Annotated in this window: 10 protein-coding genes; 5 read left to right on the top strand and 5 right to left on the bottom strand. The window is 59.1% G+C overall.

Features of this window, described 5'->3' with window-relative positions:
- Positions 1-30: 30 nt before the first annotated feature.
- Positions 31-747, top strand: a complete 717-nt coding sequence (locus G9C82_RS02970; RefSeq protein WP_127013328.1) for a helix-turn-helix domain-containing protein — start codon at positions 31-33, stop codon at positions 745-747.
- A gap of 347 nt (positions 748-1,094) precedes the next feature.
- Here the strand turns inward: G9C82_RS02970 and G9C82_RS02965 are convergent, their stop codons facing one another.
- Both G9C82_RS02965 and G9C82_RS02960 read right to left on the bottom strand, forming a co-directional pair.
- Positions 1,095-2,132, bottom strand: coding sequence for a tyrosine-type recombinase/integrase (locus G9C82_RS02965; RefSeq protein ID WP_011222990.1), 1,038 nt, complete (start codon positions 2,130-2,132; stop codon positions 1,095-1,097).
- The gene (locus G9C82_RS02960) at positions 2,129-2,542 is read right to left on the bottom strand and encodes a DUF5805 domain-containing protein (protein WP_007189890.1); all 414 of its coding nucleotides are present in this window, start codon (positions 2,540-2,542) and stop codon (positions 2,129-2,131) included. The genes G9C82_RS02965 and G9C82_RS02960 overlap by 4 nt, the downstream gene beginning before the upstream one ends.
- Before the next feature lie 1,747 nt (positions 2,543-4,289).
- Between G9C82_RS02960 and G9C82_RS20845 the strand changes: the two genes are divergently transcribed.
- Positions 4,290-4,412, top strand: coding sequence for a hypothetical protein (locus G9C82_RS20845; RefSeq protein WP_004962120.1), 123 nt, complete (start codon positions 4,290-4,292; stop codon positions 4,410-4,412).
- 368 nt (positions 4,413-4,780) lie between these two features.
- Here G9C82_RS20845 and G9C82_RS02955 read toward each other — a convergent pair whose 3' ends face one another.
- The 3 genes from G9C82_RS02955 to G9C82_RS02945 are packed head-to-tail and all read right to left on the bottom strand — an operon-like array spanning position 4,781 to position 8,384.
- Entirely contained in the window at positions 4,781-5,209 is a 429-nt protein-coding gene (locus tag G9C82_RS02955) for a hypothetical protein (protein ID WP_127013327.1), read from the bottom strand.
- A gap of 56 nt (positions 5,210-5,265) precedes the next feature.
- The gene (locus G9C82_RS02950) at positions 5,266-7,188 is read right to left on the bottom strand and encodes a HAMP domain-containing protein (protein ID WP_127013326.1); all 1,923 of its coding nucleotides are present in this window, start codon (positions 7,186-7,188) and stop codon (positions 5,266-5,268) included.
- A gap of 2 nt (positions 7,189-7,190) precedes the next feature.
- Positions 7,191-8,384: an ABC transporter substrate-binding protein gene (locus tag G9C82_RS02945; RefSeq protein ID WP_121302939.1), complete on the bottom strand. Its 1,194-nt coding sequence runs from the start codon at positions 8,382-8,384 to the stop codon at positions 7,191-7,193.
- Positions 8,385-8,735: 351 nt separating this feature from the next.
- On the opposite strand from G9C82_RS02945, the gene kdgK1 reads away from it, so the two are divergent.
- The 3 genes from kdgK1 to G9C82_RS02930 all read left to right on the top strand — a co-directional run bounded on the left by kdgK1 (position 8,736) and on the right by G9C82_RS02930 (position 12,610).
- Positions 8,736-9,695, top strand: coding sequence for a bifunctional 2-dehydro-3-deoxygluconokinase/2-dehydro-3-deoxygalactonokinase (gene kdgK1, locus G9C82_RS02940; RefSeq protein WP_127013325.1), 960 nt, complete (start codon positions 8,736-8,738; stop codon positions 9,693-9,695).
- 100 nt (positions 9,696-9,795) lie between these two features.
- Positions 9,796-11,586, top strand: a complete 1,791-nt coding sequence (gene pyk / locus G9C82_RS02935; RefSeq protein WP_049939135.1) for a pyruvate kinase — start codon at positions 9,796-9,798, stop codon at positions 11,584-11,586.
- A 52-nt stretch (positions 11,587-11,638) separates the two neighbouring features.
- Complete coding sequence (locus tag G9C82_RS02930) at positions 11,639-12,610, top strand: ROK family protein (RefSeq protein WP_004962100.1); 972 nt, start codon at positions 11,639-11,641, stop codon at positions 12,608-12,610.
- Positions 12,611-12,623: the final 13 nt, after the last annotated feature.

Here is a 12,623-nt window from a genome sequence, read left to right as displayed (position 1 = left end):
GGCCCCCAACCAATCATTTCAGCACATCCCATGAGTCACACTGAAAGCGCCGGCGCACGACTGACGCTCGACCTGTGGCACCCGAACTGCTGGGCTATCGAAGCAACCGACCGCACCGATGGCGGTATCCTGGCACACACGGTGCAACAGACTGCACAGTCGCCGACAGCATCGGTCAACGGCGTGTTTACGGCGTACGGTGCCACGAAGTCGGCTGTCGAGGACTGTCTCGACGCAGTCCGCGCGTCGTCCCACGCTGGAGAGATACAGGAACTTCAGGCACGTGTCGGCCACAAGCGCGATGCGCCGGGCACCGTCGTCAGGCAGTTCCTGCTTGAGTACGACCCGGGTGAGTTGGTCTGTCCGACGCTACTTGAACACGGGTTCGTCCACAGCGCCCCCGTTCGCATCGAAGACGGCCGCGAACGGTGGCAGGTGAGTTTCACCGGCGAACGGCCCGAGATTCAGCCCGCACTCGATGCTGTTGAGGCTGATGCCGACGCTGACGTGTCGGTCGAATCCATCGTCACGCCGGACAGCGATACTGAGCGGTCAGTGGGTGGGCTGCGAACCGACTCGCTAACGCCGGCTCAGCGACGAGCCTTCGAAGCAGCCCGCGAAGCAGGCTACTACCAGTGGCCGCGCGGGATTTCGGTCCGCGAACTCGCCGCCGAGATGGATATCTCGAAGACGACGCTTCTCGAACATCTCCGAACCGCCGAGTCGAAACTTCTAGACCCTGAGTAGTTTCTCCAGATGGCCCTTCCTCCAGATAGCGTCTGATATGTGAGTGTGTGCGCTTAGTGCCGACAGTCTCTGGTTCTGCCCCCGTCTCAGTCCGTGATGTGCTATGCTGGCTTGCTGATTGGAAAGTGCCTGTCAACGGACTGTTCGACCGATTTCACCACAGGATCGTTCCACGGGGCAACCGGCGCATGGAACCCGCCTGTCCCGTATGCAATTAGCAAAGTAGTCATTGAGACTGCATAAATGCGAAGCAGAGTGCACCCAATTCGATATAGCGGTATGAAGTTTATTAGTTCAGCAGCGACCATCCCGAATGCGATTACGGTGTTAAACAATTGATTAAAAAATTACAATAGCGAGTAGATTTCAGCCTCGTACACATCCCTGACTCGGGTCCCCCACTCGTGGGTGTACGTGTCGATGACGTCTTGGGCCACGTCGCCTCTGAGGTATTTGACGACGCCGCGGTCGCCGGTCCGGTCCCGAAGATGCGTCGTGAAGAAGTGCCGGAAGTAGTGCGGCGTCACGTTCTCTTCGGCTCCCCCACCGTCCGTGTACCAACCGAACTCGCGGGCGTGGGATTCGACGATGTGGTGTACCATGTTCGGCGTGACCCGCTCTCCCCAACTGTCGCTTGTAGACACAAACAGCGGCGCTGCCGGGGACTGTGTGTCCGGCCGAATCGCGAGCCAGCGTCGCAGCACGGATGCCAGCTCGGCGTCGACTGGAATCGTCGTTTCCCGCTTCCGCTTGTTGGACGCGGTCCGTTCTTCTCCGTTGCTGGCCTCGCCACGGGCCGGGTCCGAGGCGACGAACAATGAGTCTGGACGCCCGTCGAGGCCCGCTCGGACCGGGATCTCCGGTCTGGGCCCGGGGGTTTCGAGGTTGAGGTCACGGATATCGAGGTTACACAGTTCGCCGGCCCGCATTCCCGTCTTCAACAGTGTCACTATGATAGCTCGCTCTAGCGGGTGCGAGACGCTGTCTACGAACGCACGCATCGACTGGAGGTCTATCTCCCGGCGGGTCGGGTCGGTGTTGATGGACTCATCCATCTCCTCCATGACCAGCGTCATCGGGTTCGATTCGAAGGCGCCTACCTGAGTCATGTATGCGAAAAACCGGTGCAGATAGGAGGCATACGTCGCGACAGTGCTTTCCTCGACATCACCACGGAGGCTGTGGACGTATGCCATGCAGTCCCGGTGCGAGGCCTCTCGGACAGGGAGGGGCTGGTGGCCGTCCGCCAGATAGGATTCGAAGTCCCGAAGGACGCGCTCGTAGGATGCACGAGTCCGGTCGCTCTTTCCGTGGTACGTGATGTCATCCAAGAAGTACCCGACTGGGTCCGACTCGGCGTCCGGTGTCGCTGTATCTGTGCTCATTCGTCTCGAACATACCCCCCGTGTCGCCCGCTGTACTGCACTTTGTTGTCTGACTGCAGTTCCTGCAGTACGTCTTCGAGTCGCTCCTCGATATCGTCGGTCAGCTCTGCGAGCAGGTCGTCCCACTCGTAGTAGTCCCCGTCAGCAAGGATCTCCTGGACCCGGTCTTTCAGCCCGTCACCCCCGGGGGTAGCGTCCGGAGAATGGGGTTCCTCACTATTGCTCCCAGCGGCGTCTGATTCAGTTGTCTCGGAGGCTGTTGACTCGAATCCGCTTCGACCCGCCTGTACCATCGTCCGGACGAACTCGCTTTGACTCATATCCAACTCCTCGGCGTGGGCCTGCCACTGTTCTTTCTGGTAGGCCGGAATGTACGTCCGAACCGTCGTCCGCTCACTACCACTGGACATATTTCACCCTCGGACGCCGGGGACTTCAATGTAGTCCCATACTTCGGGATAAAAGCCTTTATTTGGGTGTATAGTACCCCATTTCGCCGGCATTTGCTGCGTTACTGCAAAAAATTCTACATTTTGACGGGTAGTAAGCACACACTCACAAATATTAAAACAGGTGCAGATCACCGTACTCTCTCTGGTTGGTCCGCCTGCTCAACCAGATTCAGGTGGACGAAAGCAGACTGCCGCCTGTTAAGAGGACATCAATATTCGGCTTGGTGCAGTGAACGACCACGGGGTCGAGGCCAAGACTATACAGGATCCACTACTCGCCGAAGTCGAACCTATGGAGCTGGCAGTCTGTCTACCTGCTCGGCCTCACTGATTTCTCTGCACGGTTCGGTTGGCTCCTTGACCTTCCCACACTACGTAGCATCCACAGTCCCTCGGATGTGGTATGTGTCACTGTAGCTGGCATCCTCTCAGCGGAGAACGGCGGCAGTTTTCCTCTTGAGTCTCAGCCAGTCTAGTGTTCCCGGACGCGAGATGCTTGTCACACAGGACGGTACTCCGGTCTATGCGCTAGTCTTTGAGACAATGAAGGGTAGACTCCAAATAGGCGTGGTCGTCTCGCTCAATCCCACGAGCCGCGTCGTCAGCTTGACTGCCTGTTTTGCGTGCCACTCCAGAACCGTTTCTGACAACGTACGGTCGGCTCGGCCTTTGATACATACCGGACAGTGAGCGTGGTCTTGATCCCCCGTCAACAGGCCTGCATCGCCCACTGCAGGCACTTCCGGCATCCTTCTCACCGAGAGACACTGAGTCCACGCTGCCCTCGTCCAGTCGTTCCAGGAGGGCGCGACATAGCGCTTCTAGAGCGTGGCGGCGTCGGGTCCGCTTCCGGGACAGTTGCCGGAAACGCTCGCTACTGCATTGGCCTCCTGTGGCCGTCCAGAAAACTCCGCCTTCCGTGGTTCCGAGCGATTCCGTTTCTCGGGCAACTTGGACTGTCACTGGGCGCTTTTCTGTCGTTTTACGGAACCGCTGGACCAACTCACAGCCTTCGTACAGGTATTGCTCGTCAGTCGTGGAGTACGGGAGACGAGAGTATGCGCACCAATGTCCGGAGCGCCATTTCGTCGGCCAGTAGCGTGTCCCGTGCCTCGCCAGAAACAGTCGCGGGTTGCAACGCTCGACAGGTGCACTCAGCCCCGTCGTGCCGTAGGTCCAGCCTGCTTCTTGTCGTCGGAATAATGTGGGTCACCAGCGGTTTCGAGCTGGAGACGCTTGGTGTGGTTGTATCAGTTTTCAATTGGACCCCATTCGGCACCTCAGACTCAGACTCAGACTGCTCGCCTCATTCGACGATGTATGAGTGCTGCGAATGCTACCTTTGCGTACACGCCAATCACGATCATTGCCACGGAAGTCCGGCGGGCTCGGTATCCTGTGACTGACGTATTCGGCTCGTCACGAGACCTGTTCGTATCGAAGAACCCGCGTAGCGCTTCGCTGTCTTTGTGTATCATCCGGAGAGTGTAGTGCACCGAGAATAGCCTTGTATTGGCTTCAAGCGACCCTGTCTCGGCGTGGCAGCTCCGCGCACGTAACACCAAACACCTCCGATAGATGGACTCCAGTATAACTCACGAGCACTAATATTGCTGAACCGAAACCCTCCTACATTAGCGTGTCGAGACTGAAGCTAGCGATATGCGTTCCCGACGACACGCGTTCTCTCAGGAGAGTGAGTCCGGTGGCTAACGACGCACTCGTCCTTTTGTTCATGATTGCGATTGTACTGGTAGTCATGGCTGTCACCCTTATTGGCGGGTTCTATCTGGTCAAATACCTCGTCGAGCGTACGTTTAATTCATAAGTTCGGGCCTGCTGGGGTTTCTGACTGTGGGGCTGACTGACTGATATTTCCGCGGGTGATCCATTCCATAATTACCGATGGTAATCTCTATACTCCACCCTCGGTGATCTACCCGGAACACATAAACTGTATGTGGCTATATCGAATTTGAGTTAGCACTACCTATTCAGATTGGAGAGCAATCCCTTGGGGAACGGCGGGCTATCTCACGCTGGCACGTCGACTGACTCCGGAAAAGGTGAGCCGGGCTCCCTCGTGGCGAGGACAGTCTCTCCCCACGAGCTACTTGAATTCAGCGTTGGCTCACCGTGAAAAACGATGGCTGTCAGCAGAAGCCGACGCTGTATAACCGCCTGTTCACCGTGAAATCAGCCGTCCCCATCTTCTCCGGTCGCCGCTCCCAGAATCGTCGTTTCGGTGTCGAAATACGTCGGCGCATCGGTGTCGATTTCGAATTCCAGAACGGTCTCAAGATCGCCGGAGCCCCCGGCGAGTTGTTCTGCAAGATCGGTATACCCCTCAGCGAGCGTTCGGTACTCGTCTAGTTCTGCCTGTTTCGCTTGCGCTTGCTCCTGCTTGGCCTCAATGTCTGCGACAGTCGCCTCCGCACTGGCGTCCGGTCGTTCGGGACCCCCAGCCAATGAGGCGCGCGCGTCAGCAGTGTCCTGTTCGATCTCCGCAAGTAAATCGGAAAGCTCCGCACTGCGCTGGTCCAGATGGCCCGCAAGAATCGCAGCTTGGGTTCGACAGTACTCGGCGAGTTCTGCTCGTGAGATATCGCCTGCGTCGTCGCTCATTGAATCTGGTACGACGCCAGCGCGAAAGTCGGTTTCGGTGAGAGCAGTGAGGCGGGTTACTCCTCTTCCTCTTCTCCGAGGCTCTGTGACGGACCGCCCGAGAAGACGAACTCGTGCTCGGCTTCAGTTTCGAAGCGGTTCAGGATGTCACCGAGTGGTTTCGCATATCGTTTGAGCTGCTCGGCTCGCGAGGACACTTCGTTGAGCTCTGCAGCCTGCTCTTCGGCTGCGCCGGCGACGGTCTGGGTTTCGGCCATCATCTGGTCACTCGTTTCGGCGGCTGACTGTAGCGTCGTCGCCACCGTCCGGAACCGCTCAAGCGAGTCGCCCAGATCGATGTCCGGATTATCCGCTTCCAACTCTTCGAGCGTGTCTACGAGGGTGTCGAGGTCCTCGGAGATGGTTGCGAGGCGGTCCTTCTGGTCGTAGGCGTCGTCGGAGATCTTCTGTGTCGATTCGGCGACCTGTTCGGACGCGTCACGGACGGACTCCGCACTCGACAGAACGACGTCTCCAGATTCCGCGACTTCGTCGGCGAAGCTGTTGAGCTGGCCGATGGTCTTTTCGAGTTCGTCGACCATGCCGTTGAATTCGCTGGCGATACGGTCCATCGACTCGTTCTCACCGTCTGTCGCCATTCGCTCAGTGAGGTTTCCAGCGGCCGTCTCCTCCATCACGTCGGAGAACTCCTCGGCCTTCTTCTGGAGGTACTTGTTGACTTCGAGGGCTTCGGCGCGGGAAACCTCCGCTTCCTTCTGTGCACGCTCGGCCTCGTTGATCTGTTCTTTGAGGGCGTCGCGCATATCAGCGAACCCGCTGTACAGGCGACCGATGTTGTCGATACGACTGGTAGCGATGTCGATGTCGAGGTTCCCCTGTCGCATCTGGTCCGTTTTTCGGGTCAGGCGGTCGATCGATGTTGCCGTGTTGTATCCGAGTATTGCACCGACACCTGCGATGAGCAACACCATCAGCGCCGTCCCGATGAGCCCGTACTGCTGGACGTTCTGGACGAAGCCAAAGACCGCGGAGTTGGGCGCGTGCACGAGGACGACCCAGTCTGTCCCCTGTATTGGTGCATAGCCAACGGTGTAGCGTTCACTGAGCACGTCGGCCGCCGGCATATCAGCGGTGACACCAGACTGCTGTTCCGAGGATCGGAGGCCGTTCGCTTCGCTGATCGGTTCGTTAGCGCGACTGTTCTCGCTGTACGACTGCAGCATATTCCCTCCGAGGCCGCGGCTCCCGTCTCTGGGTTCGTCGATCATGACGACCGCCGACCCGTTGACGACTTGGGTAAACCCGCCTTCAGCCCTGTTGTTCCCCTGAAGCGAGTTCGCGATCTCGTCAAGCGAGTATTCGATGAGGATATACCGATTCTGCGAGGCATCGACAGGGCTGACAAAGCCGACGACCGGGCCCGAGTTCGTCTGGTACACGTCGGAAACGACGACATCGCTTGCCGTTTCGAAGTTCGTACCGGTAAGCCAGGCCCTGCTCGTCGATTCGAGCGGTGAGTTGGTCAGCACCTGTGAGTTAGATGTGCTGGCGACAACTTGCGATTGGGCGGCATTGCGTTCAACCAGATGGATGTCGGCAGCATCTGCGGACAAAGCGGCTTTCCGATTGTTGAGTTCGATATCGATATCATCGGTATCACTACTGGCCCAGATGTCGTTGGAAGAGACGAACTGGGTCGATAGCCGGTTTCGGTCGACCCACTGTGACAGGATGTCAGCTTCCTGTGCAGCGGCGTTTTCGTAGTCACTCAGAACCTGTTGTTCCGTGTAGTTTTTGACCTGCTCTGTCGCGGCAAGGCCAACGAGACCAACCGACAGCGCCATAATAAAGAGGACGATACCGAATTTGAGTGCGAAGTTTCGCCGGATGGCATCCGGGACGACTGTCGCCAGAATCCCACCGGAGGCGTTCGAATCGTTCTCTGAACTGTCTGGTATCTGTGTCTCTCCTGAACTCATACTTAGCTCCCTCCAAGCGAGCAGTTAGCCGCTGGCCCGCTGTCGCACGCATATTGTACATCCGCTGGCTCCCCAATCAAGTCGTAGTAGGTGCCGTAGGATTGCTGTATCTCTGACTTCCCCCTTACAACCGGTACTTGACGCATCGCCTGATGGTCACAGGCCCGGAGCGTCTGCGGTCCGAGACCGGCGTCGTACTCGTGTCCTTCGAGCGCTCCGATGACGTCGATCGGGTTGAACGTTCCCGCCCGCTCGACTGCGCTGGCGTATTGCAACGTTTGCGTGTACGCGATGTGCGCTGCCCCCGATGGGGCTGCCGATTTCGAGGACCCTGTCGAACTGCCATACTCCTCACGGAACGTTTCTCGGAAGGTGTTAGACAGCGGCGAGTTGATCGCCGGACTCCAGGCGACTGTTCCGATAACGCCCTCTATCGCACCGCCTGCGGTCTCGGCAATCTCTCTCGAAGCCATCGGAAGGACGATATTCGATTCCGGGAACTCGTCTCGGAACGCTCTGAGTGCGTTTACTGCGTCGAGGCCGCCGAGCCCGAGGACGATCACGTCGAAATCAACCGACTTGATGTCTGCGGCGTACTGGGAATAATCGCTTGTCCCGACCTGTGCAGTCGTATCCCAGACAGGTGCCCAGCCGACATTCCCGAGGGCTGCATCCATATCGTCCCGGAGCGTCTGACCCCAGTCGTTGTCCTGAAATATCTTGACGTAATTGGCATCTTTTCCGAACTCGTCACTGAGGGCTGGGGCCAGCGCCTCGGCCGCCATGTGGTTGTTGAACATCTCGCGGAAGGAGTATCGGTTGCAGTCAGCACCCGTCAGCGAGTTCGTGTTAGCCATCGTCGCCATGTAGATAACCTGGTTCTGCGCAGCAACCTCCTGATTTGCCAGGCCAGCACTGCTTGATGTCCCACCAGCAAGCATAATCACCTCCTCACCATCAACAAGCCGCTGTGCGTTGCTTCGGGCAGTATCTGAACTTCCACCCGTGTCCTCGACAACGAATTCGACATCTTTGCCCAGAAGTCCGTCACCGTCCAGAGGCGAATTGTACTTCTCGCTTGTTACCCACCCACCACCGTTGTTAATGTGCTTGACCGCGAGTTTGAAACCGCGTATCTCCTGCTTACCGGCCGTTGAGTACGCCCCGGAGGAAGCAACGTTGAAACCGAACGTCACCGAATCCCCGGATACCGGAAAGTTTCCAACTGGAGTTGGGGTCGGCGTCCCGTCCCCATCTGTCACACCCTCGCTGCCACCACAGCCCGCAAGTCCGGCCAACCCGGCGGCACCAATCGAACGGAGTAGGTCTCGCCTAAAGACGGACGGCCCACCACCATTTCTCCCTGAATCCATACTGGCGTGTGTAAATTACTATAGCACATAAACTTTTGGAGAAAACTAATGCTGGCGGTACTCACCAATTAAAACTACGAAGTAACTGTCTATAATATAGTAAGAGGTGATTACCACCGCCGTCAGACGACTGGTTCTCCGGGATTTATACTAAGCCAGTGAGCAACGGTGGATATGACGGAGTTAGTTACGTTCGGTGAGACGATGTTGCGGTTATCGCCACCTGGCGACGAGCGACTGGAGACTGCAGACCAGTACGCCGTCAGGGCGGCTGGCGCGGAGTCGAACGTCGCAGTTGCTGCGCAACGGCTCGGAGTCGACGCGATGTGGGCGTCGAAACTCCCCGAGTCACCGGTCGGTCGCCGAGTCACGGGTGAACTCAAGCACCACGGCGTGTCGGTCGATGTTGCCTGGGACGACTCCGACAGCGCCCGACAGGGAACATACTATCTAGAACAGGGCAGCCCACCACGGGGCAACGACGTTATTTACGATCGCCAAAACGCCAGTGTCACAACCGCCACACCAGCTGAGCTTCCCACGGAGACCATCGCAGACGCCGCGGGGTTCCATACCTCGGGGATCACACCGGCGCTCTCGGAGACGCTCGAATCGACCACTGCTGACCTCCTTTCGCTCGCACAAGACGCGGGCACGACGACGAGCTTCGACCTGAACTACCGCTCGAAGCTCTGGACGCCGGCGGAAGCCCGTTCAGTTCTGACAGAGCTATTCCCGTCTGTCGACCTGCTCGTTGTTGCCGAACGCGATGCGAACGTCGTGTTGGACCGGACCGGCGACGCCGAAACGATCGCTCGGGACCTCGCCGCCGAGTATGGGTTCGAAGCGACAGTGATCACCCGCGGTAGCGATGGGGCGCTCGCGCTTGCTGATGGGACTGTAACGGAGCAACCGACGTTCGAGTCGACCGATGCGCACCCGGTTGGGACCGGCGACTCCTTTGTCGGTGGTTTCCTCTCGCAGTACCTCTCCGGTGGCACCGTTGCAGACGGGCTTGCTTGGGGTGCCGCGACGGCCGCACTCAAACGGACGATACCAGGCGATATTGCTGTCGTATCACCAGACGAAATCCGTTCTATTCTCAGCGGTGATACAGAAGCGATTTCGCGGTAGCTACGGCGTCCAGCAAGCTTCTTATCCCTTCGCGGGGAACGGCAGGGTATGATTAACTATGAACGCTGTAAACTGTGGCTCCCCGAATGCGGAGGTCACAATGCGTAGCGCAAAGATCGTCTGTACTCTTGGTCCTGCGTCGGACTCGGTCGACGACATCGCGTCACTCGCAAAAGCCGGTATGTCCGTTGCCAGACTGAACGCGAGCCACGGCTCGCCGGAACACCGCCGTGAAATGATCGATCGCATCCGGCAGGTGGACGAGGCAGTCGAGGAACCGGTCGCGGCCATGCTCGATATGCCTGGGCCGGAAGTCCGGACCGCGGAGATCGACGAACCGATTCAGCTCACGGAGGGGTCTACCATCCGGTATGTCGTCGGTGACGACGCGACGCCAGAAGAGGTCGGGCTTTCGCAGTCGATTACGGCAGTCGAGCCGGGCGACCGGGTGTTACTCGATGACGGCCGAATCGAGACGACCGTCGAACGTGTCGAGGACGAGACAGTGTTTGCGACCGTCGAGAACGGCGGCGAACTGGCCGCCCGCAAAGGCGTCAACGTTCCCGGCGTCGAACTCGACCTGCCGACGATTACGGAAAACGACGAACAAGAACTCGACGTGGCCGCCGAGAAGGAGCCTGATTTCGTGGCCGCCTCGTTTGTCCGTGACGGCGAGGATATCTACGAGATCAGCCAGGCACTCGAAGAGCGCGGTGTCGACATTCCGATCATCGCCAAGATTGAACGGGCCGGTGCCGTCGAAAACCTCGACTCGATCATCGACGAGGCCTATGGCGTGATGGTCGCCCGCGGTGACCTCGGCGTGGAGTGCCCCCTTGAGGATGTCCCTATCATTCAAAAGCGCATCATCCGCCGGTGTCACGAGGCCGGCGTCCCGGTCATCACGGCCACCGAGATGCTTGACTCGATGGTCCACTCCCGGCGGCCGACCCGCGCGGAGGCCTCAGACGTGGCAAACGCAGTTCTGGACGGTACCGATGCAGTGATGCTCTCTGGTGAGACGGCGATCGGTGACCACCCGGCCCGTGTCGTCGAGACGATGGACCGGATTATCCGCGATGTCGAGGGCAGCGAAGAGTACGCCGAATCCCGCGAACAGCGCGTTCCAAACGCCGGGGATACCCGAACAGACGCGCTCGCACGCTCGGGTCGGTTCCTCGCCCGCGACATCGGGGCGTCGGCGATTGTCGCCGCGTCCGAGTCTGGCTACACTGCCCTGAAATCGGCGAAATACCGGCCGTCGATTCCCATCGTCGCGTCGACACCGAGCGAGCGCGTCCGCCGAAAGCTCGCGCTCTCGTGGGGTATCACACCCGTAACGACCGAGTACACTACCGAGGGCGCTGATGCCGTCATCCAAACGGCAGTGCAGGCAGCCCTCGACACCGAGGCCGCGGACAGCGGTGACACGGTCGTCGTCCTCTCTGGGATGATGACCGAACTGGAGGGAATGAATACGGCGAATATGCTGAAAGTCCACGTTGCGGCCGAAACGGTCGCGAGCGGTCGGTCCATTGTTGATGGCCTAGTGACTGGCCCCGTCCATCGGATTTCGACGGCCCCGCCCCGGGAGTCGCCAGGTGACCTCTCGAACGTCCCCGAGGGGGCGATACTGGCGGTTCCAGAAGGGTTTGACGGCGAGTTCGTTGGCGACACCAGCCGCATCGGTGGCATCATCGACGGCCACGAGGGCGTCACGAGCTACGCAGCTATCGTCGCCCGCGAGCTTTCGATTCCGATGATATCGAACGCGGACCTGCCTGATGCTGTCTCCGACGGGTCGACTGTTACACTAGACTCCGAGCGCGGCGTCGTCTACGAGGAGTCCGTTGGACGAGAGGACATCTCAGGCAGGGAGCGAGACTACTGACCGCAGTAGAATCTGTGTAGTTAAGTATCGGTGGGGCAACCCTTCGACCAGCATGGGCGCTTACGCAGGGGTCGACCTCGGAGCGACACATATTCGCGCTGTTATCGGTGACGAGACGGGCTCGATAGTCTCGTCACACAAAACTGAAACACCACGTGGACCGGCGGGCATTGCGGTCACGGAGGCTGTCCTCGACGCGATCCGGCAGGCCTGTGACGCCGCCGACATCGCCCCCACAGACGTGGTTGCCGCCGGTATCGGATCCTTCGGCCCGATGGATCTGGCCGAAGGTGTCGTCGAAAACCCAGCGAACCTTCCAGACACCATCGACCGGATTCCGCTGACTGGGCCGGTCGAAAACCTCATCGGCAGCGAGCGAGTGTCGCTACACAACGACGCCAACGCCGGCGTCATCGGCGAACGGTTCTACTCGGACCGGAGCCCCGATGACATGGTGTATCTCACTATCTCATCCGGAGTCGGCGCTGGGGTCGCCGTTGACGGGAACATCCTGTCAGGCTGGGACGGCAACGCCGGCGAAGTCGGGCATCTGACCATCGATCCGCACGGTTTCATGACCTGTGGCTGTGGGCACGACGGCCACTGGGAGGCATATTGCTCGGGCGAGAACATTCCCCGGTATGCCACACAACTGCACCGAGAGGACCCCGTCGAGACGGCGCTCCCAATCGAGACTGAGGAGTTTTCGGCGGCAGATATCTTCGAGTATGCTGGTGAAGATGAGTTCGCGTCTCACGTTCTCGACCAGATCTGTCACTGGAACGCTATCGGCGTCGCGAACATCGTTCACGCGTACGCCCCCCTCGTCGTCTACGTCGGTGGGGCCGTTGCGCTCAACAACCCCGAGCAGGTACTAAATCCAATTCGGGAGCGGCTTGATGACATGGTGATGTCGAACATTCCGGACATCCAGTTGACGCAGTTCGGCGACGATGTCGTGGTTCGGGGCGCACTGGCGTCCGCGCTGACTGGCGGCACAGGCGACCCGTCACAGCGCGTGTAAAAAGCGTCGACCT

Source organism: Haloarcula sp. R1-2 (assembly GCF_011627385.1).
Classification (GTDB): Archaea; Halobacteriota; Halobacteria; order Halobacteriales; family Haloarculaceae; genus Haloarcula; species Haloarcula marismortui.
This window is presented reverse-complemented; position numbering and strand designations above follow the sequence as displayed.